Source organism: Mycolicibacterium chlorophenolicum, from assembly GCF_001044235.1.
Taxonomy (GTDB): Bacteria; Actinomycetota; Actinomycetes; order Mycobacteriales; family Mycobacteriaceae; genus Mycobacterium; species Mycobacterium chlorophenolicum.
The window spans coordinates 142,463-167,800 of sequence record NZ_JYNL01000020.1 but is presented as its reverse complement, the minus strand read 5'-3'; the positions used below and the strand labels follow the sequence as shown (position 1 = coordinate 167,800).

The following is a 25,338-nucleotide window of genomic DNA, read 5'->3' as shown; positions in this document are numbered from 1 at the left end:
CTCACCTTAGCGAGTAGCGTCAGCCGTCGTGACAGTTTCTGCCCGCCGCCAGCGGTTGCGGCTGCGTCTGGCCGACGCCCAGCTGGACGCCATGCTGGTAACAGACCTGGTCAACGTTCGCTACCTGTCCGGATTCACCGGGTCCAACGCGGCGCTGCTGATCCTCGCCGACGACGACACGCCGGTGCTCGCCACCGACGGGCGCTACCGCACCCAGGCGGCCGCGCAGGCGCCCGACGCCGAGGTCGTGATCGAACGGGCGTGCGGGCCGCACCTGGCGGCCAGGGCCGCCGCCGCGGGGGTGCGCAAGCTCGGGTTCGAGAGTCATGTGGTGACCGTCGACGCGTTCACCGCGCTGGCCCGGGCGGCGGGGGAGCAGGTCGAGTTCACCCGCGCGCCCGGCGCGGTCGAGGCGCTGCGCGAAGTCAAGGACGACGGCGAACTCGCGCTGCTGCGGCTCGCCTGCCACACGGCCGACGCCGCGCTGCAGGATCTGGTGGAGCACGGCGGCCTGCGGGCCGGGCGCACAGAGAAAGAGGTGCGCAACGACCTCGAGGCGCTGATGCTCGCGCACGGCGCGGATGGGGCGTCGTTCGAGACGATCGTGGCGACCGGGGCGAATTCGGCGATACCGCACCACCGGCCGACCGACGCCGTCCTCGCCGCCGGCGACTTCGTCAAGATCGACTTCGGTGCGCTGGTCGGCGGCTACCACTCCGACATGACGCGCACGTTCGCGCTGGCGCCGGTGGCGCAGTGGCAGCGTGACATCTACTCACTGGTCGCGGCGGCGCAGCAGGCCGGCCGCGACGCCCTGGCGCCCGGGGTGCCGTGCAAGGACGTCGACGCGGCGTCCCGGCAGGTCATCGCCGACGCCGGCTACGCCGAGAACTTCGGCCACGGCCTCGGCCACGGCGTGGGCCTGCAGATCCACGAAGCGCCCGGAATCAATGCCACTGCCGCCGGTACACTGCTTGCTGGCTCCGCTGTGACCGTCGAGCCCGGTGTCTACCTGCCCGACCGCGGCGGCGTCCGCATCGAGGACACGCTGGCGGTCACCCCGGACGGCCCCGAACTACTGACCAGGTTCGGCAAGGACCTGGTGATCCTCTAGAAGCTAGGAGTACAACCCACCGTGGCATCGACCGCCGACTTCAAGAATGGGCTCGTCCTGCAGATCGACGGCCAGCTGTGGCAGATCGTCGAGTTCCAGCACGTCAAGCCCGGCAAGGGCCCGGCCTTCGTGCGGACCAAGCTCAAGAACGTGGTGTCCGGCAAGGTCGTCGACAAGACCTACAACGCCGGGGTGAAGGTCGAGACCGCGACCGTCGACCGGCGCGATGCCACCTACCTGTACCGCGACGGCTCGGACTTCGTGTTCATGGACTCCGAGGACTACGAGCAGCACCCGCTGCCCGAGGCGCTGGTCGGGCGGCTGGCCGGCTTCCTGCTCGAGGGCATGCCGGTGCAGATCGCGTTCCACGACGGCACGGCGCTGTACCTGGAATTGCCGGTGACGGTCGAACTGCTGGTCAGCCATACCGAGCCGGGCCTGCAGGGGGACCGCTCCAGCGCCGGCACCAAGCCCGCGACGCTGGAGACCGGTGCCGAGATCCAGGTGCCGCTGTTCATCAACACCGGCGACAAGCTCAAGGTCGACTCGCGTGACGGCAGCTACCTGGGAAGGGTCAATGGCTGACCGGGGCGAGCGGAGCGCAGCGGAGCGACGGGATGGCTGACCGGAGAGGGGACCGGGGCCGGCACCAGGCCCGTAAGCGCGCGGTGGATCTGCTGTTCGAGGCAGAGGCCCGCGGACTGACCCCCGCCGAGGTCGCCGAGGGGCGAAACACGTTGGCGGAGAAGCAGTCCGACCACGATGTCGCACCCCTGAATCCGTACACGGTGTCGGTCGCGCGCGGCGTCACCGAGCACCAGGCCCACGTCGACGATCTGATCTCGTCGCACCTGCAGGGCTGGACGCTCGACCGCCTGCCGGCCGTGGACCGCGCGATCCTGCGGGTCGCGGTGTGGGAGCTTCTGCACGCCGAGGACGTCCCGGAACCGGTGGCCGTCGACGAGGCGGTCGAGTTGGCCAAGCAGCTGTCCACCGACGACTCACCCGGTTTCGTCAACGGAGTGCTCGGCCAGGTCATGCTGGTGACGCCGCAGATCCGCGCGGCCGCGGCGGCGGTGCGCACCGGTGGGGACAGCAGCCCCGGCTGATGGGCGCGCCGCAGGACTGGGCTCCGTACTCGAGTGTCAGCGAGGCGGCGCGGGTCTATCTGCGTGATCCCGATCTGGCGTTGGACCAGCTCCGTTCGGTCGTCGACCCGGCCGCGATCCGGTCTTTCGTGATGTCCCGTGGTTTCACCGAGGAACCGTGGGGCGAAGCGCTCTGGCAGGAGGTGATGGTCACCGACGGCCAGCGGCTGATCATGTGGCGCGCCGACGACGACGTGTCCGGCGACGTGGACGGCGGGGAGCCGCGGCGTGTCCTGCTGGCCTCGGTGCGCTCGATCCTGTTGTCCACCATCACCGATCAGGTGCTGTCCACCGAGTACGACGTGCTCAGCGACGGCACCCGCCGGTTGGCGGAGGTGACGTTGCGCCTCTACACGCAGCTGATCGTGCGGTCCCGGCAGAAGTCCGCGACCGAGACCGACGTCTACTGCGAGTCGTTCCGGTTCGTGAAGTCCGTCGACAACGGCGGATTGGCGCAGATGCAGCGACTGCTGCAGTTCGGCCGGGTGCTCTCGCGCGCACTGTGAACAAAATGTGCGCAATATGGCGTCGATCACCGGCCGCCGCGAGCATGGGTGAGGTGACGGTCTTCTCTCCGGTCGAATGCACCCGCCGGCCACACTGGTCGGTGGCCCGCACATGGCTGCTGCGCCCGGGACGGCCGGGTTTCGACGCGGCAGACTCGCATGCAGCGGACGTGCTCGTGCTCGACGTCGAAGACGGTCTGCCGGACGCGGAGAAGCCGGCCGGCCGCCACGCCGTGGCCGACTTCCTGCAGCAGGGCGGACGCGCGTGGGTGCGGATCAGCAGCGCGGGGACACCGGACTGGCGGGCCGACCTCACCGCTGTGGCGGCGACGCCCGGCCTGTCGGGGGTGATGCTCGCCAAGTCCGAATCGGCGCGCGACGTCGTCTCGACCGCGGAGCAGTTGCCGCCCGGCATGCCCGTGGTCGCGCTGGTCGAATCGGCCCTGGGCATCGAGTCGGCGCTGGAGATCGCGCGCTCGTGCGCCCGAATTGCGTTCGGAATCGGCGATTTTCGACGCGATACCGGGATGTGCGCGGACCCGGCGGTGTTGGCCTATCCGCGTGCCCGCCTGGTGATCGCCAGTAGGGCCGCGGGGCTGCCCGCACCGATCGACGGCCCCACGTTGCGCGATCAGGCCCGCCACCTGGCGCGGGACACCGAGGTCGCCAAGGCCGCCGGGATGACCGGCCGGCTGTGCCTGGACGACGGCCACGCGGAGACGGTCAACACGCTGCTGAGTCCGTCACCCGGCGAGATCGAGGAGGCGCGACTGACGCTCGCACGCCTGGATGCGCCGACGGATTCCTATGATGGCAGTGCGGGTCCCACCCGGGCGCGTGCGGAAGCGGTCCTCGATCGGGCGGCGACGTTCGGTCTGGTCTGACGCGGTCAGAGGTAATCGGGCAGCGTCATCGACGCGGCCGTCTGGAACCACATCTTCTCGACGATCGGGCGGAACGGCCAGCGCTGCATCCACTTCATCACCGCCGCGGTGATCGCGATGTCGGACTCCCGCATCGGTGCATAGCGGTCGATGCCGCTGGGCAGGTCCTGGCACCGGTCGACGTAGGGCCGCATCACCGCCTCGTAGCGGGCGAGCGCCGCGGCGAGGTGGGCGGCGTCGAACCGGTCGGCCGCGCCGAGTTCACCGGCCAGCACGTAGGCGCCGACCAGCGCCAGGCTGGTGCCCATGCCGGAAAGCGGTGACGCGCAGTAGCCGGCGTCGCCGACCAGGGTGACGCGTCCCGACGCCCAGGTCGGCATGTGCACCTGGGCGAAGGCGTCGAAGTAGAAGTCGTCGGCGTCGGCGGCCGCGGCGAGTAGCGCGTCGCAGTGCCAGCCCGCACCGGCGAACCGTTCGACGAGGAGCTGCCGCTGCGCATCGGTGTCGTGGCGGTCGTAGTCCAGCGGCTTGGACTGAAAGGCCAAGCCCGCCTTGGCGATCGATGGGTCGTGCGAGGGACGCATCGACGCGTTCAGGCCGCCGGGTGCCTGATACAGCAGAAACCAGCCGTCGAGGCCGACGGTGTCGGGCGCGGAGAACCACGCGTTGTAGCCGCCGATCGGCCGGACGAACCGCTCCTCAGGGCCGAAGGCGATTCGGCGTACCGCTGAGTGCGGTCCGTCGGCGCCCACGACCAGGTCGACGGGCAGGCGGTTGCCGTCGGCGAGCGTCACGACCACGCAGTCGGTCGTCTGCTCGAGCGCTGCGATGGTCGCGCCGAACCGGTAGTCGACGTCCCCTCGGGTGGCCTCGTACAACACGGTGGCCAGATCACCGCGCAGGATCTCCAGCTTGGACACCAGCCCGTTGCCGTGGAATGCGGTCACCGGCATCTGGGCGCGCCGACTGCCGTCGGACCGGACCCACGCCGCGCCCTTCTGCTCGAGGGCCCGGGCCTTCATCTGGTCGAGAAGGCCCATCCGTTCGACGACGTCACCACCGGAGCCCCGCAGATCAACCGTCTGCCCGCCCGGCCGGATGCCCGGCGCGATCTCGAGCACGATCACGCGGTAACCCTTGCGGCTCAGCCAGAATGCCAGCGCCGGCCCCGCGATGCCGGCACCGTTGATCAGCACGGTGGGAGTCTGCATGTCCGTAATGTACGGCGCGGCAGCCGTCTTCGGGTGAGACCGCGTCAAGCCGCCCGGTGGTGGGCGAGCATGATGCTGAGCCTGGCCTCGATCGCGCTGTGTCGTCGGGTGGGTCCGGGTAGTGGTGGTGCGGTGGAGTGGTAGGTCGCGCCGGTGGGGGTTCGGTAGGTGGCGGTGTGCCTACCGCCGGTGTCGGTGGTGACGACCTGCCAGCCGGGGGCTTCTTTGGCGTAGTTGCAGGCTTCACAGCCGCCGAGACCGTTGAGCCCGCTGGTCTTTCCGCCATCTCGGGCGGGGGTGGCGTGGTCGTGGTGGCGGATCGGGGCGTTGCAGTAGGGGGTGCGGCAGGTCTGGTCACGCAGCCCGATGAACGCGGCCAACCCTTTCGGGAACAGCCGCGCCTTGCTCTCCATCTGCATGAGTTGCCCGCTGGAGGGGTGCCGGTACAGCCGCCGCAGTGTGGCCTTGGCGTCCTCATCGGCGACGGCATCGGAGACGAGGTCGCGCACCACGACGGCCGGGACCGGGCCGTACCCGTCGACCCAGCCGGGGGCGTCGTCCTCCCCGAACAGGGTGGTGTCGGCCAGCACGAGGTTCAGCGCGACCGGCGATGGGGTGTCGGCGGGGCGGGCGGTGACCCGCTCGTAGAGGGTGTCGGTCATGACCTGCCCGCGGGGGCGTCCATCGGCGGTGGTGTCGGCCTCCCGCTTCAACGCGGCGTACACCCCGATGCCCTGGGACAGCGGCATCAGCGCGGTCAGGTACACCATGCCGTTGGGGGCGCAGCGGGTCCACACCCCCGCACTCTGCGCGGCGCGGTTCTTGCGCTCGACGACGGCGGCNGCGGCATCAGCGCGGTCAGGTACACCATGCCGTTGGGGGCGCAGCGGGTCCACACCCCCGCACTCTGCGCGGCGCGGTTCTTGCGCTCGACGACGGCGGCTGCGTCCAGGCGGGCGGTGATCGCTGCGGCCGCGGCTTCGATGCGCTTGTTGCCCAACCCGTTCAGCGCCTGCTGATCGGCGCACAGTTCGGCATCCAGCGCCCGGCGGTCTTCCAGGGTGAGGCAGGCGGACTGTTTGACGATCAGGGTGGCCCGGTACTCGGTGAGCACCCCCGCCTCCAACGCCGCCAGGGTGTGCGGCATCTCGTGCACCAGCGCATTGGCCATCCCGAGGTGGGTGTTGCCGGTGACCGGGGCGTCGAGGCGGGCCAGCGCGATCTCCGAGGCCAACCCCCGCCCCCGCTTGCGGGCGGGCACTCCGGCCTCCTCCTCGGCGGCGCGGCGCTTCGCGGCCCACGCCGCGGTCGCGCGGGCTTGCGCGGCCGCCGCGGCAGCCTTCAGCCGCTCGCAGCGCGTCACGAGGTCGCGCAGCTCGGCCTCGGAGGCCGCCGCATCGATATCGAACACCTGTTCGAACATGGCACCGACTCTACTCAGTGACTCCGACAAATCGAGTCGCCGAGGCGGCCGACGGCCTCCTCCCGGTGTTCGGGGACGCGCATCCCCGGGTGATTCCCGGCCTCGTGCTGCGGTCGCCGCCGCGTGGCTGTTCGTCGACGGCGAGCCCCGTAGGCGGCAGCAGCGCGTGACCACACTGGACGCGCACCGGGCAGCGCGGGACGCGTCGGGGGAGTTGGCGCGACTGGCCGCGCTGGCGGCAGGCGATGCTGCCGCCGCCGCGTATTTGCACCCGATCGCTAAGGCCCATCAGGTCGGCCACATCCTGCGCGCGCCGCCAATGCCGCTCGGATACACGAGATCACGACGGGAGACGCCTCCGCGGCGATCGGAACCGCGCAGGACGCGGCCCTGCGCGCTCAGAGCTCGAGCGCCTCGTAGGTCCGCCGGACGAACTTCGGCTGCGCGCTCTGCAGCTTGGCCAGCGAGGTGTTGCCCGCGACGGCGGCCGCGGCGTCGACCGACAGGTTCGGCAGGTTCTGGATGAGGTAGATCAGGATGACGTCGGCCGACGGATCGGCCTGCCACCACGTGCCGTACGCGCCGGGCCAGGAGAACGTGCCGGGGCCACCGGGCCCGAACAGCTGGCGCGACTTCGACAGATCGGTCACCACCGACAGGTTCAGCCCGAAGCCGCGGCCGATCCAGAACGGGGCGCCGAGGAAGTCGTGCCGCTTCTGCTCCTCGGTGAGCCGGTCGGTGCGCATCAACCGCACCGACTCCTCGGAGAGCACACGCACCCCGTCAACCGTCCCGCCCGCCAGCAGCATCCGGGCGAACGTCAGATAGTCGTCCGCCGTCGACCACAGCCCGGCGCCACCGGTGCAGAACGGCGGGTCGACGATCGGCGCAGGCCCCATCACGTCGTGGCGCAGCGTGTTGTCCTTGTCCAGCTGGTACATCGTCGCCGCACGCCGCCTGCCGGTGCTCCCGACGTGAAAACCGGTGTCCGACATGCCCAGTGGGCCGAGGATCCGCTCGGTCAGCACCTCGCTGAGCGGCTTGCCCTCGATGCGCGACAGCGCGATCCCCAGCACGTCGGTGGCATGGCTGTAGGTCAGCCGCTCGCCGGGTTGGTGCACGAGGGGGAGCGCGGCGAGCTCGGCCAGCCAGCGATCCTGGTCCTGCCGGGTGGGCAGCTTGCGGTAGGCGTCGGCCAGCGGCCCCAGCACCGAGAACATGTAAGCCAACCCGCTGCGGTGGGTCATCAGGTCCTCGATGGTGATCGGCCGCTGCGCCGGCACCGTGCGGTCGAGCGGGCCGCGCGGCTCGGCGAGCACCCGCATGTCGGCCAGTTCGGGCAGCCAGGTCGACACCCGGTCGGACAGCGCGAGCCTGCCCTCCTCGATCAGCGACATCGCCGCGGCCACCGTCACCGGCTTGGTCATCGAGGCGATCCGGAAGAGGGTGTCGCGCTGCATGGGCAGCTTCACGTCGGCGTCGCGGTAGCCGAGTTCGTTGACCTGCAGCACTTCCCCCGCGCGCCACACCAGCGTCACGGCACCGGCCAGCAGTCCGGCGTCGATCGCCTCGACGATCGAGGCCTTGTTGCGGTCGAGGTTCATCGCGCCAGAGTAGGTCGGGCCACACCGGCCGGAGAAACCGGACCGCGATGTCGCCGCACCCGGCCCGCAGTGGTAGCCTTGCCGCGGTTTGACCGTCCTTTAACGACCGTCCCGTGAGGCGGAGAAGGAGGTCCGGGTTACCTGTGGCTGCCACCAGTGACCGGGAATTGATGTCCGCGGCGGACGTGAGTCGAACGATCGCCCGCATCGCCCATCAGATCATCGAGAAGACCGCGCTCGACGCCCCCGACGCACCGCGAGTCATCCTGCTGGGCATCCCCACCCGAGGCGTGACCTTGGCCACCCGCCTGGCGCGCAACATCGCCGAATTCAGTCAGACCGAGGTCGCCCACGGCGCGCTGGACACCACGCTGTACCGCGACGACCTGATGTCCAAGCCGCCCCGGGCGCTGGCCCCGACGTCGATCCCGCCCGGCGGCATCGACGGCGCGCTGGTGATCCTCGTCGACGACGTGCTCTACACCGGCCGGTCGGTCCGCTCCGCGCTCGACGCGTTGCGTGACCTGGGCCGGCCCCGCGCGGTGCAGCTGGCGGTGCTGGTGGACCGCGGCCACCGCGAGCTACCGATCCGGGCCGACTACGTCGGCAAGAACGTGCCGACCTCGCGCAGCGAGAACGTCAAGGTCCGGCTCACCGAAAATGATGGAGCCGATGGGATTTCCATCGCGCCGTACGGAGGGCCGACGAGGTGAAACATCTGCTGACCGCGGCCGACCTGAGCCGCGACGACGCCACCGCGATCCTCGACGACGCCGACCGGTTCCGCGAGGCGCTGCTCGGCCGGGAGGTCAAGAAGCTGCCGACGCTGCGCGGCCGCACCATCATCACGATGTTCTACGAGAACTCCACCCGCACCCGGGTGTCGTTCGAGGTGGCCGGCAAGTGGATGAGCGCCGACGTCATCAACGTCAGCGCGTCGGGATCGTCTGTGTCCAAAGGCGAATCGTTGCGCGACACCGCGCTGACACTGCGCGCCGCCGGCGCCGACGCGCTGATCATCCGCCATCCCGCCTCCGGCGCGGCCCAGCAGCTCGCCGCCTGGACGGTCGACGAGGACGGCGGCCCGTCGGTCATCAACGCCGGCGACGGCACCCACGAGCACCCGACCCAGGCGCTGCTCGACGCGCTGACCATCCGGCAGCGCCTCGGCGGGATCGAGGGCAGGCGGGTGGTGATCGTCGGCGACGTTCTGCACAGCCGGGTCGCCCGGTCCAACGTGGCGCTGCTGCACACGCTCGGCGCCGAGGTGGTGCTGGTCGCCCCGCCCACCCTGCTGCCCGTCGGCGTCAGCGGATGGCCGGTCAGCGTGTCGCACGAACTCGACGCCGAACTGCCGCTCGCCGACGCCGTGCTGATGCTGCGCGTGCAGGCCGAGCGGATGAACGGTGGTTTCTTCCCGTCCTCGCGCGAATACTCGGTGCGCTACGGACTGTCGGAGAAGCGGCAGGCGCAGCTGGCCGACCACGCCGTCGTGCTGCACCCGGGCCCGATGCTGCGCGGCATGGAGATCGCGTACTCGGTGGCTGACTCCCCGCAATCGGCAGTGCTGCAACAGGTTTCCAACGGCGTGCACGTCCGGATGGCCGTGCTGTTCCACCTGCTCGTCGGCGCCGAAATGGAGGCGATCAGCGCATGACCATCGTACTCACCGGCGTCCGGCTCTACGGCGAGGGCGAACCCGTCGACGTGCTGGTCGGAGACGGGCAGATCCTGGAGATCGGCTCGGGACTGACCGGGGACGAGGCCATCGACGCCGCCGGTCAGATCCTGCTGCCCGGCTTCGTCGACCTGCACACCCACCTGCGTGAGCCGGGACGCGAATACGCGGAGGACATCGAAACCGGCTCTGCCGCAGCCGCTCTGGGCGGCTACACCGCGGTCTTCGCGATGGCGAACACCGATCCGGTCGCCGACAGCGTCGTGGTCACCGACCACGTGTGGCAGCGCGGCCGGCAGGTCGGGCTGGTCGACGTTCACCCGGTCGGCGCCGTCACCGTCGGGCTGCAGGGCAAGCAGCTCACCGAGATGGGCCTGATGGCCGCGGGCATCGGGCAGGTACGGATGTTCTCCGACGACGGGGTGTGCGTCGACGATCCGCTGGTGATGCGCCGCGCCCTCGAGTACGCCTCCGGCCTGGGCGTCCTGATCGCCCAGCACGCCGAGGAGCCGCGGCTGACCGTCGGCGCCGTCGCTCACGAGGGCCCCCACGCCGCCCGGCTGGGACTCGCCGGCTGGCCTCGCGCCGCCGAGGAATCCATCGTCGCCCGCGACGCGCTGCTGGCCCGCGACGCCGGTGCACGCGTGCACATCTGCCACGCCTCGACCGCCGGCACCGTCGAGCTCATCCGGTGGGCCAAGGAGCAGGGCGTCTCGATCACCGCCGAGGTCACCCCGCACCACCTGCTGCTCGACGACTCCCGGCTGGAGTCCTACGACGGGCGCAACCGGGTCAACCCGCCGCTGCGTGAAGCGTCCGACGCCGTCGCGCTGCGCCAGGCGCTCGCTGACGGCGTGATCGACTGTGTCGCAACCGATCACGCGCCCCACGCCGAGCACGAGAAGATGTGCGAGTTCGCCAACGCGCGGCCCGGCATGCTCGGCCTGCAGACGGCACTGTCCGTGGTCGTCCAGACGATGGTCCGGCCCGGCCTGCTGACCTGGCGTGACGTCGCCCGGGTGATGAGCGAGGCGCCGGCGCGCATCGTCGGCCTGCCGGATCAGGGCAGGCCGCTGGAGGTCGGGGAGCCGGCGAACCTGACGGTCGTGGACCCGGACGCCGTCTGGACGGTCCGTGGTTCACAGCTCGCCAGCCGCTCCGGCAACACCCCGTACGAGGACATGGAGTTTCCCGCCGTGGTGACGGCGACGCTGCTGCGCGGCACGATCACGGCCCGCGACGGGAAGGCCGGCGCATGAACACCGGAACACTGGTCGCCTCGCTGATCATGGCCGCAGTGCTGGCGCTGATCATCGCGATCCTGATCGGGGCGATGCTGCGCGGCTGGCGGCGCCGCGCCGAGCGCCAGGCGGAACTCATCGGCACGTTGCCGTCGCTGCCCGACACGGTGGGCTCGGCGACCGTCGCCCCCACCAAGGGGCTCTACATCGGCAGCACGCTCGTCCCGAACTGGAACGACCGCGTCGCCGCGAGCGACCTGGGCTTCCGAGCCAAAGCGGTGCTCACCCGCTACCCCGAGGGAATCATGGTGCAGCGCACCGGCGCCGGACCGATCTGGATTCCCGAGGACGCGATCACCGCGATCCGCGCCGAGAAGAGCCTCGCGGGCAAGGCGCTGACCCACGAGGGCATTCTCGCCATCCGCTGGCGACTGCCCACGGGAGTGGAGATCGACACCGGCTTCCGCGCCGACGACCGGCGCGAGTATTCGAGATGGCTTCCGGAGGAGGTTGCATGACAGAGGACAGAGCCGTGCTCGTGCTCGAGGACGGCCGGGTCTTCACCGGCACACCGTTCGGCGCGGTCGGCGAGACGCTCGGCGAGGCCGTGTTCTCGACGGGCATGTCGGGCTACCAGGAGACCCTGACCGATCCGAGCTACCACCGGCAGATCGTGGTGGCCACCGCGCCGCAGATCGGCAACACCGGCTGGAACCGCGAGGACAGCGAGAGTCGGGGCGACAAGATCTGGGTCGCCGGCTACGCGGTGCGCGATCCGTCGCCGCGCGCGTCGAACTGGCGGGCCACCGGAACCCTCGACGACGAGTTGACGCGCCAGGGTGTCGTCGGGATCGCCGGGATCGACACCCGCGCCGTCGTCCGGCACCTGCGCAGCCGCGGGTCGATGAAGGCAGGCGTGTTCAGCGGCGCGGCGCTGGCCGACACCGAGCAACTGCTCGCCCGGGTCCGCGGGCAGGCCGCGATGCTCGGCGCCGATCTGGCCGGCGAGGTCAGCACCGACGACCGCTATGTGGTGGAACCGCAAGGGCAGCAGCGCTTCACCGTCGTCGCACTGGATCTCGGTATCAAGACCAACACCCCGCGCAACTTCTCCGAGCGCGGCATCCGCACCCACGTGCTGCCCTCGTCGGCGGGCTTCGCCGAGATCGCCGACCTGCGTCCCGACGGGGTGTTCCTGTCCAACGGCCCGGGGGATCCGGCCACCGCCGACCACGTCGTCGAGGTGACCCGCCAGGTGATCGACGCCGGTGTACCGCTGTTCGGCATCTGCTTCGGCAACCAGATCCTGGGCCGGGCGCTGGGCCGGTCGACCTACAAGATGACCTTCGGCCACCGCGGCATCAACATCCCCGTGATGGACCACGCCACCGGACGGGTGGCGATCACCGCGCAGAACCACGGGTTCGCGCTCGAGGGGGAGGCCGGCGAAGAGTTCGACACCCCGTTCGGCCGGGCGGTGGTGACCCACACCTGCGCCAACGACGGTGTGGTCGAAGGGATCGCGCTGGCGAACAAGCGGGCGTACTCGGTGCAGTACCACCCCGAAGCCGCTGCGGGCCCCCGCGACGCGAACTACCTGTTCGACCAATTCATCGACCTGATGGCGGGAGAGAAGTAGATGCCACGCCGCACAGACCTCAACCACATCCTGGTGATCGGCTCGGGACCGATCCTGATCGGCCAGGCCGCGGAGTTCGACTACTCCGGCACGCAGGCCTGCCGGGTGCTGCGGGCCGAGGGCCTCGAGGTCACGCTGATCAACTCCAATCCGGCGACGATCATGACCGACCCCGAGTTCGCCGACCACACCTACGTCGAACCGATCACCGCCGAGTTCGTGGAGACGGTGATCGCCCAGCAGGCCGAGCGCGGCCACAAGATCGACGCGCTGCTGGCCACCCTGGGCGGGCAGACCGCGCTGAACACCGCGGTCAAGCTGTACGAGAACGGCGCACTCGATCGCTACGGCGTCGAACTGATCGGCGCCGACTTCGAGGCGATCCAGCGCGGCGAGGACCGGCAGAAGTTCAAGGACATCGTCAGCAAGGTCGGTGGCGAATCCGCGCGCAGCCGCGTGTGTTTCACGATGGACGAAGTCCGCGAGACCGTCGCCGACCTGGGACTGCCGGTCGTGGTGCGGCCCAGCTTCACGATGGGCGGCCTCGGTTCGGGCATGGCGCACTCCGCCGAGGACGTCGAACGGATGGCCGGTGACGGGCTTGCCGCGTCACCGTCGGCGAACGTGCTGATCGAGGAGTCCATCTACGGATGGAAGGAATACGAGCTCGAGCTGATGCGCGACGGCCACGACAACGTCGTGGTGGTGTGCTCGATCGAGAACTTCGACCCGATGGGCGTGCACACCGGTGACTCGGTGACCGTCGCCCCGGCGATGACGCTCACCGACCGCGAATACCAGACGATGCGCACCCTGGGCATCGAGATCCTGCGCGAGGTCGGCGTCGACACCGGCGGCTGCAACATCCAGTTCGCCGTCAACCCCAAAGACGGCCGGCTCATCGTCATCGAGATGAACCCCCGGGTGTCCCGGTCCAGCGCCCTGGCGTCCAAGGCGACCGGCTTCCCGATCGCGAAGATCGCCGCCAAGCTGGCCATCGGCTACACGCTCGACGAGATCGTCAACGACATCACCAAGGAGACGCCGGCCTGCTTCGAGCCGACGCTGGACTACGTCGTGGTCAAGGCGCCGCGGTTCGCGTTCGAGAAGTTCCCCGGCGCCGACGCCACGCTGACCACGACGATGAAGTCGGTGGGCGAGGCGATGTCGCTGGGCCGCAACTTCGTCGAGGCGCTCGGCAAGGTGATGCGCTCGCTGGAGACCAGCCGCACCGGGTTCTGGACCGGCGACGACATCGAGGGCGACGTCGACGAGGTGCTCGAGCGGCTGCGCACCCCGACCGACGGCCGGCTCTACGACATCGAGTACGCGCTGCGCCTGGGCGCCAGCGTCGAACAGGTCGCCGAGGCGTCCGGGGTGGACCCCTGGTTCGTCGACCAGATCAGCGGTCTCGTCGACCTGCGCGCCGAGTTGATCGACGCGCCGGTGCTCGGCGAGGAACTGCTGCGGCGCAGCAAGCACAACGGGCTCTCCGACCGCCAGATCGCCGCGCTGCGACCGGAACTGGCCGGCGAGATGGGCGTGCGGTCGCTGCGGCAGCGGCTCGGCATCCATCCGGTGTTCAAGACCGTCGACACCTGCGCCGCGGAATTCGAAGCCAAGACGCCGTACCACTACAGCAGCTACGAGCTCGACCCCGCCGCCGAGAGCGAGGTGGCCCCGCAGGCCGAGAAGCCGAAGGTGCTGATCCTCGGATCGGGGCCCAACCGCATCGGGCAGGGCATCGAGTTCGACTACAGCTGCGTGCACGCCGCGACCACGTTGAGCCAGGCCGGGTTCGAGACGGTGATGATCAACTGCAACCCCGAGACCGTCTCGACGGACTACGACACCGCAGATCGGCTCTACTTCGAGCCGCTGACGTTCGAGGACGTGCTCGAGATCTACTTCGCCGAGCAGTACTCAGGCCGCGGCGGGCCCGGGGTGGTCGGCGTCATCGTCCAGCTCGGCGGTCAGACGCCGCTCGGGCTGGCCGCACGGCTGGAGAAAGCCGGGGTGCCGATCGTCGGCACGCTGCCCGAGGCCATCGACCTGGCCGAGGACCGCGGTGAGTTCGGTGAGGTGCTGCGCAGGGCCGGCCTGCCCGCGCCGCGGTTCGGAATGGCGACCAGCTTCGATCAGGCCCGGCGCATCGCCGCCGACATCGGTTACCCGGTGCTGGTGCGGCCGTCCTACGTGCTGGGCGGGCGAGGCATGGAGATCGTCTACGACGACGAGACACTCGAGGGCTACATCACCCGGGCCACCCAACTCTCGCCCGAGCATCCCGTCCTCGTCGACCGCTTCCTCGAGGACGCGATCGAGATCGACGTCGACGCCCTGTGCGACGGCGCCGAGGTCTACATCGGCGGCATCATGGAGCACATCGAGGAGGCCGGGATCCACTCCGGCGACTCCGCGTGCGCGCTCCCGCCGGTCACGCTGGGCCGCAGCGACATCGAAGCGGTCCGGCGCGCCACCGAGGCGATCGCGTTCGGCGTCGGGGTGGTCGGCCTGCTCAACGTTCAGTACGCCCTCAAGGACGACGTGCTCTACGTGCTGGAAGCCAACCCGCGCGCCAGCCGGACGGTGCCGTTCGTCTCCAAGGCGACGGCGGTGCCGCTGGCCAAGGCCTGCGCGCGGATCATGCTCGGCGCCACGATCGCCGGGCTGCGCGAGGAAGGCCTGCTGGTGGCCGAGGGCGACGGGGCCACCGTGCCGCGCAACGCACCGGTGGCCGTGAAAGAAGCCGTGCTGCCGTTCCACCGGTTCCGCAAGCACGACGGCAGCCAGATCGACTCGCTGCTCGGACCCGAGATGAAGTCCACCGGCGAGGTGATGGGCATCGCCCACGACTTCGGCAGCGCGTTCGCCAAGAGCCAGACCGCCGCCTACGGCTCGCTGCCCGCCCGGGGCACCGTGTTCGTGTCGGTCGCCAACCGCGACAAGCGCTCGCTGGTGTTCCCGGTGAAGCGTCTCGCCGACCTCGGCTTCCACATCCTGGCCACCGAGGGCACTGCGGAGATGTTGCGGCGCAACGGGATTCCGTGCGACGAGGTGCGCAAGCACTTCGAAGAGCCGAGCCCGGACCGGCCCGCGTTGTCGGCGGTCGACGCGATCAAGGCGGGGGAGGTGCAGATGGTGATCAACACCCCGTACGGCAACTCCGGCCCGCGCATCGACGGCTACGAGATCCGGTCGGCCGCGGTCGCGATGAACATCCCGTGCGTGACGACCGTGCAGGGCGCCTCGGCCGCGGTGCAGGGCATCGAGGCGAGCATTCGCGGCGACATCGGCGTGATGTCGCTGCAGGACCTGCACAGCGCGCTGGGGTCGTGAGCGTGGGCGGGTTCGGTGACCGCCTGTCCGGCGCGATGGCGCAGCGCGGCCCGCTGTGCCTGGGCATCGACCCGCACCCCGAGTTGCTGCGTGCCTGGGGGCTGGGCACCGACGCCGACGGGTTGGCCCGCTTCAGCGACATCTGCGTGACTGCGTTCGCCGGCGTCGCCGTGGTCAAACCGCAGGTGGCGTTCTTCGAGGCGTACGGCTCGGCGGGCTTCGCGGTTCTCGAGCACACGATCGCGGCGCTGCGCGCCGAGGGGGTGCTGGTGCTCGCCGACGCCAAACGCGGCGACATCGGCTCGACGATGGCGGCCTACGCCGCGGCGTGGGCCGGCGACTCGCCGCTGGCCGCCGACGCGGTGACGGCCTCGCCCTATCTGGGGTTCGGCTCGCTTCAGCCGCTGCTGGACACCGCGCTCGCGCATGACCGCGGCGTCTTCGTGCTCGCGGCCACCTCCAACCCCGAGGGCGCCTCCGTGCAGCGCGCCGACGCCGGCGGGCGCACCGTCGCCCAGTCGATCGTCGACGCCGCCGCCGCGGCCAACGCGGGCGCACAGGCCGGGTCGGTTGGGGTGGTCGTCGGCGCCACGCTGACCGACCCGCCCGACGTGAGCGGTCTCGGCGGTCCCGTGCTGGTGCCGGGCGTCGGCGCCCAGGGCGGCCGTCCCGACGCGCTGGCGGGGCTGGGCGGGGCCCGGCCGGGCCAGCTGTTGCCCGCCGTGTCCCGCGAGGTGCTGCGGGCCGGACCGGACGTCGCGGCGCTGCGCGGCGCCGCCGAGTCGATGCGCGACGCGGTCGCGCACCTGCAGGGTTGAACGATCTGTGCGACACGCCCGACGGCGACTGACCTGGGAAAATTTCTCGGCTCACCCGCCTGGGGCGGGTGTGACGCACACCGGTGCCCGTCGGGGCGGCAGTGGTTGCGGGTCGGTGACCGCAAAACCGCCGATATGCAGGCATTTCCGTCCGATCAGGCGATTTCGGCAATCCCGGCTCCCGGCGACGCGCCGATCCCCGCGCTGGCCCCTTTGCGCCCTACACGCTGGGCTTTTGATCGCAGAACCCGGGGGTGGGGTTAGCTTTCGTCAGCCTGCGTGGGTACGGTCGTCCACGCTGGCCGGTTCGCGATCCACCACGACCGGCCGAGAGAAAAACAGATGGTGACGAGACGGAGGAACCCGTGGCCCTTCCCCAGTTGACCGACGAACAGCGCGCGGCAGCGTTGGAGAAGGCTGCTGCCGCACGTCGAGCCCGAGCCGAGCTCAAGGATCGGCTCAAGCGCGGCGGCACCAACCTCAAGCAGGTTCTCAAGGACGCCGAGACCGACGAGGTCTTGGGCAAGATGAAGGTCTCCGCTCTGCTGGAGGCGCTGCCCAAGGTCGGCAAGGTCAAGGCGCAGGAGATCATGACCGAGCTCGAGATCGCCCCGACCCGCAGGCTGCGTGGCCTGGGTGATCGTCAGCGCAAGGCCCTGCTGGAAAAGTTCGACTTCTCGTAAGAGGGGTCAGTGAGCGAAGGCGGAGGGCCGGACACGCACCCACAGGCTCCGGTCATGGTGCTGTCCGGCCCGTCTGCCGTCGGCAAGTCCACGGTCGTCCGCTGCCTGCGGGACCGCGTCGCTGACCTGTACTTCAGCGTCTCGGTGACGACGCGGGCGCCGCGCCCCGGCGAGCGCGACGGCGTGGACTACACGTTCGTCACGCCCACCGAATTCCAGCACCTCATCGATGCCGGCGAGCTGCTGGAATGGGCGGAGATCCACGGCGGTTTGCACCGCTCGGGGACGCCCTCAGCCCCCGTCCGCGCGGCCACCGCCGCCGGCCGGCCGGTCCTCATCGAGGTCGATCTGGCCGGGGCACGAGCGGTCAAGAAGGCGATGCCGGAGGCCGTCACGGTCTTCCTGGCCCCGCCCGATTGGCAGACTCTCGAACGCCGGCTCACCGGCCGGGGCACCGAGACGCCTGAGGTGATGGCCCGCCGATTGGCGACCGCACGCACCGAATTGGCCGCGCAGGGCGACTTCGACGAGGTCGTCGTCAACAGCGAATTGGAATCGGCCTGCGCTGCGTTGGTATCCTTGCTGGTGGCCCGCACACCGGTGCGGCGCGACCAGTCTTGAATTCTCGATCCGAATCGCCAGGAGATCTTTTACGTGAGCACCCCGCACGCCGACACGCGGCTGGCCGCCGTGGACCTCGATCCGTCCGCCGCCAGCGCCTACGACACGCCGTTGGGCATCACCAACCCGCCCATCGACGAGTTGCTGGACCGCGCGTCGAGCAAGTACGCGCTGGTGATCTACGCCGCCAAACGCGCACGTCAGATCAATGATTACTACAACCAGCTCGGTGACGGGATCCTCGAGTACGTCGGTCCGCTGGTCGAGCCCGGTCTGCAGGAGAAGCCGCTGTCGATCGCGATGCGCGAGATCCACGAGGATCTGCTCGAGCACACCGAGGGCGAGTAGAGACGCGGCCCCGGGGGATGGCCGAGCGCAAACGGATCATCGTCGGCGTCGCCGGCGGGATCGCCGCCTACAAGGCGGCGACCGTGGTCCGTCAGCTCACCGAGGCCGGCCACTCCGTGCGGGTGGTCCCCACCGACTCGGCGCTGAAGTTCGTCGGCGCCGCCACATTCGAGGCGCTCTCCGGTAACCCCGTGCACACCGGCGTCTTCGACGACGTCCACGAGGTTCCGCACGTGCGGATCGGTCAGTCCGCCGATCTCGTCGTCGTCGCACCCGCCACCGCCGACCTGCTGGCCCGCGCGACCATCGGCCGGGCCGACGACCTGCTCACCGCGACGCTGCTGACCGCGAGGTGTCCGGTGCTGTACGCGCCCGCCATGCACACCGAGATGTGGTTCCACCCGGCGACCGTCGAGAACGTCGCCACGCTGCGGCGCCGCGGCGCCGTCGTGATGGAACCCGCGTCGGGCCGGCTGACCGGCGCCGACACCGGACCGGGGCGACTCCCCGAAGCCGAGGAGATCAGCACGCTGGCCCAGCTGCTGCTCGCCCGCGGCGACGCGCTGCCCTACGACCTGGCCGGGGTCAAGGTGCTGGTGACCGCGGGCGGTACCCGCGAACCCATCGACCCCGTCCGGTTCATCGGCAACCGCAGCTCCGGCAAGCAGGGGTACGCGATGGCCCGTGTCATGGCCCAGCGCGGCGCCGACGTGACGCTGATCGCGGGCAACACCGCCGGGCTCGTCGACCCCGCCGGCGTCCACGTCGAGCACGTCGGGTCGGCCGCACAGCTGCGTGACGCGGTGTCCAAGCACGCGCCGGACGCGAACGTGCTCGTGATGGCCGCCGCGGTCGCCGACTTCCGGCCCGCCAACCCCGCGGTCAACAAGATCAAGAAGGGCCCGGCCGGAGAGGGCGAGCCGACGATCGAACTCGTCCGCAACGACGACGTGCTCGCCGGGGCGGTCCGTGCCCGCGCCGACGGACAGCTCCCCAACATGCGGGCCATCGTCGGGTTCGCCGCCGAAACCGGGGACGCCAACGGCGACGTGCTGTTCCACGCCCGGGCGAAACTCCGCCGCAAAGGGTGCGATCTGCTCGTCGTCAACGCGGTCGGCGAGAACCGGGCCTTCGAGGTCGATCACAACGACGGCTGGCTGCTGTCGTCCGACGGCAACGAGTCCGCACTGGAGCACGGTTCGAAGACCGTGATGGCGAGCCGTATTGTGGACGCGATCGCCGGCTTCCTGCACACCGGGTGAGCGGCCAGCGAACAAGACATCGGCTGCGCGTAAAGGTTGCGCGCCGCAGGGGGACACGCTTGGGTGCTAGAGGCGCCCGGCACTGCGTGCCGTCGCAGACATGAGTGAAATGGAAAGGGATCGGACGTGAGTGATGCTCGGCTGTTTACCAGTGAGTCGGTGACCGAGGGGCACCCGGACAAGATCTGTGACGCCATCAGCGACTCGGTGCTCGACGCACTGCTCGCCGGCGATCCGAAGTCCCGGGTGGCGGTCGAGACGCTGGTGACGACCGGCCAGGTGCACGTCGTCGGCGAGGTGACCACGGCGGCCAAGGAGGCGTTCGCCGACATCACCAACACCGTGCGCGCCCGCATCCTCGACATCGGTTACGACCACTCGGACAAGGGCTTCGACGGCCTCACCTGCGGCGTGAACATCGGTATCGGCGCCCAGTCGCCGGACATCGCGCAGGGCGTCGACACCGCCCACGAGACGCGCGTCGAGGGCGCGGCCGACCCGCTGGACGCCCAGGGCGCCGGTGATCAGGGCCTGATGTTCGGCTACGCCATCGCCGACACCCCCGAGCTGATGCCGCTGCCGATCGCGCTGGCCCACCGGCTCTCGCGCAAGCTGACCGAGGTCCGCAAGAACGGCACGCTGGACTACCTGCGCCCGGACGGCAAGACGCAGGTCACCGTGCAGTACGACGGCACCACCCCGGTCCGGCTGGACACCGTGGTGCTCTCCACCCAGCACGCCGACGGCATCGACCTCGAGAGCCAGCTGGCGCCCGAGATCAAGCAGCACGTCATCGACGCGGTGCTGGCCGAGCTCGGCCACGAGACCCTCGACACGACGTCGCCGCGCCTGCTGGTGAACCCGACCGGCAAGTTCGTGCTCGGCGGCCCGATGGGCGACGCCGGCCTGACCGGCCGCAAGATCATCGTCGACACCTACGGCGGCTGGGCCCGCCACGGTGGCGGCGCCTTCTCGGGCAAGGATCCGTCGAAGGTGGACCGCTCGGCCGCGTACGCGATGCGCTGGGTCGCCAAGAACGTCGTCGCCGCCGGGCTCGCCGAGCGGGTCGAGGTCCAGGTCGCCTACGCGATCGGCAAGGCGGCCCCGGTGGGCCTGTTCGTGGAGACGTTCGGCTCCGAGACCGTCGACCCGGTGAAGATCGAGAAGGCCATCGGCGAGGTGTTCGACCTGCGACCGGGCGCCATCGTCCGCGATCTGGACCTGCTGCGCCCGATCTACGCGCCCACCGCGGCGTACGGGCACTTCGGCCGGACCGACATCGAGCTGCCGTGGGAGCAGCTGAACAAGATCGACGACCTCAAGAACGCCGTCTGACGACGATCAAGCGGCGAGGTACGAGCCGCGTTGAGGAGTCAGACGCAACGAGAGCCGTCTGACGACGATCACCTCCACGGGTACAGCACGCCGGCGTTGACGTCGACGATGCCGTAGGAGTTCCAGTACCAGTCGTGGCAGACGTTCCCGTCCCAGCTCAGGACCTGACCGCCCGGGATCGCGGGGTCGCCGGGGCACCAGTGGGTGCACGTCAGCCCCGGCGGGCAGTTGCCGCCCTGGTAGCTCGGGCCCTGCGCCGCGGCGACCGGTGCGCCGAGCGCACCGGCCAGGGCGAGCGCTCCGACGATCAGGATGCGCGTCACGGCCTCAGCCGTTCGGGCAGCTGGTGGTCGGCAGGAACAGCGACCAGCACCATCCCGGCGGCAGCGGCGGGGTGAGGTTCGGCGGCGGGGGTGGCGGCGCCGGCGGCGCCTCGCCCTCGAAGATGTTCGCCGCCACGTTGCCCTGACCGTGGTACACGTACCAGTAGGTGTGGCAGACGTTGTTGTCCCAGACCACCGGGTTCACCCGGAGGTTGCCGGTCTGCACCGGCGGGTCACCCGGGCACCAGCGGCACGGACCCTCGGGGCTGTCCTCGGGGCATCCCGGCCACGAGGCCGGCAGCGGTACGCGGGGCAGTGCGGCGGCGGCGCCCGAGCCGAAGCCCAGTGCGGCCGCCGCGCCGGCCCCGGTCAGCAGTGCCGCGGCGCCGATGCGTCGCAGCGTGTGAATGTTGATCATGAACGGACGCTAGCCCCGCGCCCGGGCTACCGATCCCAAAAACGACTACTGCAGTGCAGTCCCCAGCGCCGTGAGCGCGCGCTCGGTCGCCTCCGTCGCCGCGGGCACCACCCCGTGGTAGGCCAAGAAGCCGTGCACCAGCGTCTCGGCGTGGTGCAGTTCGGTGTCGACGCCGGCCTCCGTGAGCAGTTCCGCGTACCGCATGCCGTCGTCGCGCAGCGGGTCGTGCCCGGCGACGGCGATGTACGCGGCGGGCAGCCCGCCGAGCTCGCCGACGGCGGGGACCAGTGTGGCGGGCGGCTGCGACAGGTCGGTGTCCGCCACATACCAGCGGGTGAAGGCCTTGCACGCGTCCAGACCGAGGATCGGCGCCTCGGCGTTCTCGGTGAACGACGGCAGCGACGTGTCGAACGTCGTCGACGGGTACCACAGCAGCTGGAAGCGCAGCGGCAGGCCGGCGTCGCGAGCCAGCTGCGCCATCACGGCGGCCAGATTGCCGCCCGCGGAGTCGCCGGCGACCGCGACGCGCTCCGGGTCGCCGCCGAAGCGGCCGGCGTTTGCGGCCACCCACTGCGTCGCCGCCCAGCTGTCCTCGACCGCCGCGGGGTAGGGATGTTCGGGGGCCAGCCGGTAGTCGACCGAGACGACCACGGCGTCGGCGCCGACCGCATGGATACGCGCCGCCGCGTCGTAGGTGTCCAGATCGCCGACCGACCAGGCGCCGCCGTGGATGAAGATCACCACCGGCAGCACCGACGCCTCGGTCGGCGGACGGTAGACGCGCACGGGGACGGGGCCGGCGGGACCGTCGACGCTGTGGTCCTCCGTGCTGACCTCGGGGTGGACGGGGATCCGGGGGAGTTCGGCGAAGCGCTGCCGGGCCACGGCGGGCCCGCCGTCGGCGGTGAGGGTGAACGGGACAGCGGCGAGCACCTTCGCCAGTACGGGATCGAGATCGGCCATGGCCCACACGGTAGCGTCCGCCCGTTTTAGTAGGTTCTGCCCATGACCACGCCCCTGCCCGTGACCGGTCGCCGCGCGGCGCCGCGCGCCCGCACGTTGTGGGCGGCCGCGGCCGTGGTGGCGGCGGGGTACGGCGTGTTCCTGATCGTCACCGCGACGCAGGTTCCTGCGGGCGCCGAGCTGACCGGCCGGTTCGCGGCGCAGCCCGCGGTCAAGGCGCTGGCCGCGGTGTTGCTCGCCGCGGCAGCGGCCACCCACCCGGTGCTGCGGGAGCGGCGCTGGCTGGTCGGCGCGCTGCTGTTTTCGGCCGCGGGCGACTTCCTGCTCGCGATGCCGTGGTGGGAGCCGTCGTTCGTGCTGGGCCTGGCCGCGTTCCTGATCGCGCACCTGTGCTTCCTGGCCGCGCTGCTGCCGCTGGCCGTGGTCACTCCTGGGCGGTCAGTGGCGGCCGGTGTGGTCGTGCTGGCCTGCGCGGCGCTGCTGGTGTGGTTCTGGCCGCGGCTGATCGCCGAGGAGATGGCCGTCCCGGTGACGGTGTACATCGGTGTGCTGGGCGCGATGGTGTGCACCGCGCTACTGGCCGACCTGCCGACGCCGTGGACGGCGCTGGGCGCGGTGTGCTTCGCGGTGTCCGACGCCATGATCGGCATCAGCAAGTTCGTGCTGCGCAGTGAGGCGCTGGCCGTGCCGATCTGGTGGTGCTACGCCGCGTCGCTGCTACTGATCACCGCGGGGCTGCTCTTCGGCCGGCCGGCCGTCCCCGCGGCTGGACCCGAGGGGTGACCGGCGCCCGGCAGGCCGCCGAGCACGAGCCGATCGCGCGGGTGCTGCCGATGCTGACGGTGCCGCACCTGGACCGTGACTTCGATTACCTCGTCGCCGCCGAACAGTCCGACGACGCCCAGCCCGGGGTGCGCGTCAAGGTCCGCTTCCACGGCCGACTGGTCGACGCATTCGTGCTCGAGCGGCGCTCGGACACCGACCATGTCGGCAAGCTCGGCTGGCTGGAGAAGGTGGTGTCCGCCGAGCCGGTGCTCACCCATGACGTGCGCCGCCTCGTCGACGCCGTCGCGGCCCGGTATGCGGGCACCCGTGCCGACGTGCTGCGGCTGGCCGTCCCGCCGCGGCACGCCACCGTCGAGAAGCGGCCCGCCGCCGCGCTCGAGGCGTTCGTGCCGGCGACGGTCGACACCGCGGGCTGGTCGGCGTACAGCGGCGGCGCGCAGTTCGTCGCCGCGTTGCAGGACGGGCGGGCGGCCCGGGCGGTGTGGCAGGCGCTGCCGGGGGAGTCGTGGCCCGACCGGCTGGCCGAGGTGGCCGCGGTGACGGTGAACGCGGGCCGGTCGGTGCTCGCCGTGGTGCCCGACCAACGTGACGTCGACCGGTTGCACGCCGCGTGCATGGAACGGGCGGATCCGCAGCGGGTGGTCGCGCTGTCGGCGGGGCTGGGTCCCTCGGAGCGCTACCGGCGGTGGCTGGCCGTGCTGCGTGGCGACGCGCGACTGGTCATCGGCACGCGCAGCGCGGTGTTCGCACCGGTGGCCGATCTCGGGCTGGTGCTGCTGTGGGACGACGGCGACGATTCGCTGTCCGAGCCCCGCGCGCCGTATCCGCATGCGCGCGAGGTGGCGATGTTGCGCGCGCACCAGCTGCGGTGCGCCGCGGTGATCGGCGGCTACGCCCGCACCGCGGAGTCCCAGGCGCTGGTGCGCAGCGGGTGGGCGCACGACCTGACCGCGTCGCGGCAGGCCGTGCGGGCCTGCGCCCCGCGGGTGCTCGCGCTCGAGGACAGCGCGTACGCGCAGGAACGCGACGCGGCGGCGCGGACGGCGCGGCTGCCGTCGATGGCGCTGGATGCGGCCCGCCGGGCGCTGACCTCCGGCGCCCCGGTGCTGGTGCAGGTTCCGCGGCGCGGCTACGTGCCCGCGCTGGCGTGCGCCCGGTGCCGCACCATCGCCCGCTGCCGGCACTGCACCGGGCCGCTGTCGCTGCCCGGCCGCGACGCCGCCGGCGCGGTGTGCCGGTGGTGCGGGCGCGAGGAGCTGTCACTGCGCTGCGTCAGGTGCGGCGCCGACGCGGTGCGCGCGGTCGTGGTCGGCGCCCGCCGCACCGCCGAAGAACTGGGCCGCGCGTTCCCGGGCGTCGCGGTGGTGACCTCCGGCGGCGACGCCGTCGTCGAGTCGGTGCCTGCGCGTCCCGCGGTGGTGGTCGCCACCCCCGGTGTCGAACCGGCCGCCGACGGCGGATACGGCGCCGCGCTGCTGCTCGACAGCTGGGCGCTGCTCGGTCGCCAGGACCTGCGCGCCGCCGAGGACACGCTGCGGCGCTGGATGGCAGCCGCGGCCCTGGTACGCAGCCGTGCCGACGGTGGCGTCGTCGCGGTGGTCGCGGAGTCGGCGATCCCGACGGTGCAGGCGCTGATCCGGTGGGATCCGGTCGGTCACGCCGACGCCGAACTCGACGCGCGCACCGAGGTGGGGCTGCCCCCCGCGGTGCACATGGCCGCGGTCGACGGCACGTCCGACGCGGTCAACGCGCTCCTGGGCGGGGTGGTGCTGCCCGACGGGGCCGACCTGCTGGGGCCCGTCGACCTGCCGGTCGGGGTCCGGCGGCCGGCCGGGGTGGCCGACGAGCACCCGGTCATCCGGATGCTCGCCCGGGTGCCGCGCCACGACGGCCTGGCCCTGTCGGCGGCGCTGCGCAAGGCCAGTGCGGTGCAGAGCGCCCGCCATGATCATGAGCCGGTTCGCATCCAGATCGACCCGTTGCACATAGGGTGA

Annotated in this window: 24 protein-coding genes and 3 pseudogenes; 20 read left to right on the top strand and 7 right to left on the bottom strand. The window is 71.1% G+C overall.

Annotated elements, in window-relative coordinates:
• Positions 1–28: 28 nt before the first annotated feature.
• The 5 genes from MCHLDSM_RS08815 to MCHLDSM_RS08795 are packed head-to-tail and all read left to right on the top strand — an operon-like array spanning position 29 to position 3,652.
• The gene (locus MCHLDSM_RS08815; RefSeq protein WP_048469727.1) at positions 29–1,114 is read left to right on the top strand and encodes a M24 family metallopeptidase; all 1,086 of its coding nucleotides are present in this window, start codon (positions 29–31) and stop codon (positions 1,112–1,114) included.
• Positions 1,115–1,135: 21 nt separating this feature from the next.
• A complete protein-coding gene (efp, locus tag MCHLDSM_RS08810) occupies positions 1,136–1,699 on the top strand; it encodes an elongation factor P (protein ID WP_043408450.1) in 564 nt (187 codons plus the stop codon).
• A gap of 32 nt (positions 1,700–1,731) precedes the next feature.
• A complete protein-coding gene (gene nusB / locus MCHLDSM_RS08805; protein ID WP_048469726.1) occupies positions 1,732–2,223 on the top strand; it encodes a transcription antitermination factor NusB in 492 nt (163 codons plus the stop codon).
• The gene (locus MCHLDSM_RS08800; protein ID WP_048417817.1) at positions 2,223–2,768 is read left to right on the top strand and encodes a hypothetical protein; all 546 of its coding nucleotides are present in this window, start codon (positions 2,223–2,225) and stop codon (positions 2,766–2,768) included. Before nusB ends, MCHLDSM_RS08800 begins: the two co-directional genes overlap by 1 nt.
• Before the next feature lie 53 nt (positions 2,769–2,821).
• Positions 2,822–3,652 (top strand): HpcH/HpaI aldolase/citrate lyase family protein, encoded by an 831-nt coding sequence (locus tag MCHLDSM_RS08795; RefSeq protein WP_234713933.1) that lies wholly within the window; start codon positions 2,822–2,824, stop codon positions 3,650–3,652.
• Positions 3,653–3,657: 5 nt separating this feature from the next.
• Here MCHLDSM_RS08795 and MCHLDSM_RS08790 read toward each other — a convergent pair whose 3' ends face one another.
• The 3 genes and pseudogenes from MCHLDSM_RS08790 to MCHLDSM_RS39175 form a co-directional block, all read right to left on the bottom strand.
• A complete protein-coding gene (locus MCHLDSM_RS08790; protein WP_048469724.1) occupies positions 3,658–4,863 on the bottom strand; it encodes an FAD-dependent monooxygenase in 1,206 nt (401 codons plus the stop codon).
• 44 nt (positions 4,864–4,907) lie between these two features.
• Positions 4,908–5,705 (bottom strand): annotated as a pseudogene (locus MCHLDSM_RS39180) (HNH endonuclease); the annotation flags it as partial.
• 1 nt (position 5,706) lies between these two features.
• A pseudogene (locus MCHLDSM_RS39175) lies at positions 5,707–6,286 on the bottom strand (HNH endonuclease); the annotation flags it as partial.
• Between MCHLDSM_RS39175 and MCHLDSM_RS40350 the strand changes: the two are divergent.
• Positions 6,285–6,491: pseudogene (locus MCHLDSM_RS40350) on the top strand (putative immunity protein); the annotation flags it as partial. The pseudogenes MCHLDSM_RS39175 and MCHLDSM_RS40350 overlap by 2 nt on opposite strands.
• 193 nt (positions 6,492–6,684) lie before the next feature.
• Here MCHLDSM_RS40350 and MCHLDSM_RS08780 read toward each other — a convergent pair.
• Positions 6,685–7,890, bottom strand: coding sequence for a serine hydrolase domain-containing protein (locus MCHLDSM_RS08780; protein WP_048469723.1), 1,206 nt, complete (start codon positions 7,888–7,890; stop codon positions 6,685–6,687).
• Between the two features lie 143 nt (positions 7,891–8,033).
• Between MCHLDSM_RS08780 and pyrR the strand changes: the two genes are divergently transcribed.
• From pyrR to metK, 12 genes are all read left to right on the top strand, one after another.
• Positions 8,034–8,603 (top strand): bifunctional pyr operon transcriptional regulator/uracil phosphoribosyltransferase PyrR, encoded by a 570-nt coding sequence (gene pyrR / locus MCHLDSM_RS08775; RefSeq protein ID WP_109788776.1) that lies wholly within the window; start codon positions 8,034–8,036, stop codon positions 8,601–8,603.
• Positions 8,600–9,547, top strand: a complete 948-nt coding sequence (locus MCHLDSM_RS08770) for an aspartate carbamoyltransferase catalytic subunit (protein ID WP_048469722.1) — start codon at positions 8,600–8,602, stop codon at positions 9,545–9,547. Before pyrR ends, MCHLDSM_RS08770 begins: the two co-directional genes overlap by 4 nt.
• The gene (locus MCHLDSM_RS08765; RefSeq protein ID WP_048469721.1) at positions 9,544–10,827 is read left to right on the top strand and encodes a dihydroorotase; all 1,284 of its coding nucleotides are present in this window, start codon (positions 9,544–9,546) and stop codon (positions 10,825–10,827) included. Before MCHLDSM_RS08770 ends, MCHLDSM_RS08765 begins: the two co-directional genes overlap by 4 nt.
• Positions 10,824–11,327 carry a PH-like domain-containing protein gene (locus MCHLDSM_RS08760; protein ID WP_048469720.1) on the top strand — a complete coding sequence of 168 codons (504 nt, stop codon included), beginning with the start codon at positions 10,824–10,826 and terminating at the stop codon, positions 11,325–11,327. The genes MCHLDSM_RS08765 and MCHLDSM_RS08760 overlap by 4 nt, the downstream gene beginning before the upstream one ends.
• A complete protein-coding gene (gene carA / locus MCHLDSM_RS08755) occupies positions 11,324–12,448 on the top strand; it encodes a glutamine-hydrolyzing carbamoyl-phosphate synthase small subunit (RefSeq protein ID WP_048469719.1) in 1,125 nt (374 codons plus the stop codon). Before MCHLDSM_RS08760 ends, carA begins: the two co-directional genes overlap by 4 nt.
• The gene (gene carB / locus MCHLDSM_RS08750; RefSeq protein ID WP_048469718.1) at positions 12,449–15,787 is read left to right on the top strand and encodes a carbamoyl-phosphate synthase large subunit; all 3,339 of its coding nucleotides are present in this window, start codon (positions 12,449–12,451) and stop codon (positions 15,785–15,787) included.
• Positions 15,788–15,789: 2 nt separating this feature from the next.
• The gene (gene pyrF, locus MCHLDSM_RS08745) at positions 15,790–16,605 is read left to right on the top strand and encodes an orotidine-5'-phosphate decarboxylase (RefSeq protein WP_048470245.1); all 816 of its coding nucleotides are present in this window, start codon (positions 15,790–15,792) and stop codon (positions 16,603–16,605) included.
• Positions 16,606–16,970: 365 nt separating this feature from the next.
• On the top strand, positions 16,971–17,288 hold the full coding sequence (gene mihF, locus MCHLDSM_RS08740) for an integration host factor, actinobacterial type (protein WP_003932123.1): 318 nt from the start codon (positions 16,971–16,973) through the stop codon (positions 17,286–17,288).
• A 54-nt stretch (positions 17,289–17,342) separates the two neighbouring features.
• Positions 17,343–17,909, top strand: a complete 567-nt coding sequence (gene gmk, locus MCHLDSM_RS08735; RefSeq protein ID WP_060937532.1) for a guanylate kinase — start codon at positions 17,343–17,345, stop codon at positions 17,907–17,909.
• Between the two features lie 33 nt (positions 17,910–17,942).
• On the top strand, positions 17,943–18,257 hold the full coding sequence (gene rpoZ, locus MCHLDSM_RS08730) for a DNA-directed RNA polymerase subunit omega (protein ID WP_043408498.1): 315 nt from the start codon (positions 17,943–17,945) through the stop codon (positions 18,255–18,257).
• Between the two features lie 17 nt (positions 18,258–18,274).
• A complete protein-coding gene (gene coaBC, locus MCHLDSM_RS08725; RefSeq protein ID WP_048417832.1) occupies positions 18,275–19,519 on the top strand; it encodes a bifunctional phosphopantothenoylcysteine decarboxylase/phosphopantothenate--cysteine ligase CoaBC in 1,245 nt (414 codons plus the stop codon).
• A 126-nt stretch (positions 19,520–19,645) separates the two neighbouring features.
• Positions 19,646–20,854: a methionine adenosyltransferase gene (gene metK / locus MCHLDSM_RS08720; RefSeq protein ID WP_048469716.1), complete on the top strand. Its 1,209-nt coding sequence runs from the start codon at positions 19,646–19,648 to the stop codon at positions 20,852–20,854.
• Between the two features lie 68 nt (positions 20,855–20,922).
• Here the strand turns inward: metK and MCHLDSM_RS08715 are convergent, their stop codons facing one another.
• From MCHLDSM_RS08715 to MCHLDSM_RS08705, 3 genes are read right to left on the bottom strand one after another with little or no spacing between them, the layout of a single operon-like run.
• Entirely contained in the window at positions 20,923–21,177 is a 255-nt protein-coding gene (locus tag MCHLDSM_RS08715; RefSeq protein WP_048469715.1) for a hypothetical protein, read from the bottom strand.
• Positions 21,178–21,181: 4 nt separating this feature from the next.
• The gene (locus MCHLDSM_RS37135) at positions 21,182–21,595 is read right to left on the bottom strand and encodes a hypothetical protein (protein WP_053082943.1); all 414 of its coding nucleotides are present in this window, start codon (positions 21,593–21,595) and stop codon (positions 21,182–21,184) included.
• A gap of 45 nt (positions 21,596–21,640) precedes the next feature.
• On the bottom strand, positions 21,641–22,558 hold the full coding sequence (locus MCHLDSM_RS08705; RefSeq protein WP_048469714.1) for an alpha/beta hydrolase: 918 nt from the start codon (positions 22,556–22,558) through the stop codon (positions 21,641–21,643).
• Positions 22,559–22,600: 42 nt separating this feature from the next.
• Between MCHLDSM_RS08705 and MCHLDSM_RS08700 the strand changes: the two genes are divergently transcribed.
• Together MCHLDSM_RS08700 and MCHLDSM_RS08695 are read left to right on the top strand one after the other, a co-directional pair.
• Positions 22,601–23,341 carry a lysoplasmalogenase gene (locus MCHLDSM_RS08700; protein ID WP_048469713.1) on the top strand — a complete coding sequence of 247 codons (741 nt, stop codon included), beginning with the start codon at positions 22,601–22,603 and terminating at the stop codon, positions 23,339–23,341.
• Positions 23,342–23,391: 50 nt separating this feature from the next.
• Entirely contained in the window at positions 23,392–25,338 is a 1,947-nt protein-coding gene (locus MCHLDSM_RS08695; RefSeq protein ID WP_082168829.1) for a primosomal protein N', read from the top strand.

What these genes read in the sequence shown, in the direction of transcription:
- nusB (WP_048469726.1), top strand. Translation starts at nt 1,732, where the DNA reads ATGGCTGACCGGAGAGGGGACCGGGGCCGGCACCAGGCCCGTAAGCGC.
- MCHLDSM_RS08800 (WP_048417817.1), top strand. Translation starts at nt 2,223, where the DNA reads ATGGGCGCGCCGCAGGACTGGGCTCCGTACTCGAGTGTCAGCGAGGCG.
- MCHLDSM_RS08790 (WP_048469724.1), bottom strand. Translation starts at nt 4,863, where the DNA reads ATGCAGACTCCCACCGTGCTGATCAACGGTGCCGGCATCGCGGGGCCG.
- MCHLDSM_RS08780 (WP_048469723.1), bottom strand. Translation starts at nt 7,890, where the DNA reads ATGAACCTCGACCGCAACAAGGCCTCGATCGTCGAGGCGATCGACGCC.
- MCHLDSM_RS08765 (WP_048469721.1), top strand. Translation starts at nt 9,544, where the DNA reads ATGACCATCGTACTCACCGGCGTCCGGCTCTACGGCGAGGGCGAACCC.
- MCHLDSM_RS08760 (WP_048469720.1), top strand. Translation starts at nt 10,824, where the DNA reads ATGAACACCGGAACACTGGTCGCCTCGCTGATCATGGCCGCAGTGCTG.
- carA (WP_048469719.1), top strand. Translation starts at nt 11,324, where the DNA reads ATGACAGAGGACAGAGCCGTGCTCGTGCTCGAGGACGGCCGGGTCTTC.
- carB (WP_048469718.1), top strand. Translation starts at nt 12,449, where the DNA reads ATGCCACGCCGCACAGACCTCAACCACATCCTGGTGATCGGCTCGGGA.
- gmk (WP_060937532.1), top strand. Translation starts at nt 17,343, where the DNA reads ATGGTGCTGTCCGGCCCGTCTGCCGTCGGCAAGTCCACGGTCGTCCGC.
- coaBC (WP_048417832.1), top strand. Translation starts at nt 18,275, where the DNA reads ATGGCCGAGCGCAAACGGATCATCGTCGGCGTCGCCGGCGGGATCGCC.
- MCHLDSM_RS37135 (WP_053082943.1), bottom strand. Translation starts at nt 21,595, where the DNA reads ATGATCAACATTCACACGCTGCGACGCATCGGCGCCGCGGCACTGCTG.
- MCHLDSM_RS08705 (WP_048469714.1), bottom strand. Translation starts at nt 22,558, where the DNA reads ATGGCCGATCTCGATCCCGTACTGGCGAAGGTGCTCGCCGCTGTCCCG.
- MCHLDSM_RS08700 (WP_048469713.1), top strand. Translation starts at nt 22,601, where the DNA reads ATGACCACGCCCCTGCCCGTGACCGGTCGCCGCGCGGCGCCGCGCGCC.
- MCHLDSM_RS08695 (WP_082168829.1), top strand. Translation starts at nt 23,392, where the DNA reads ATGCTGACGGTGCCGCACCTGGACCGTGACTTCGATTACCTCGTCGCC.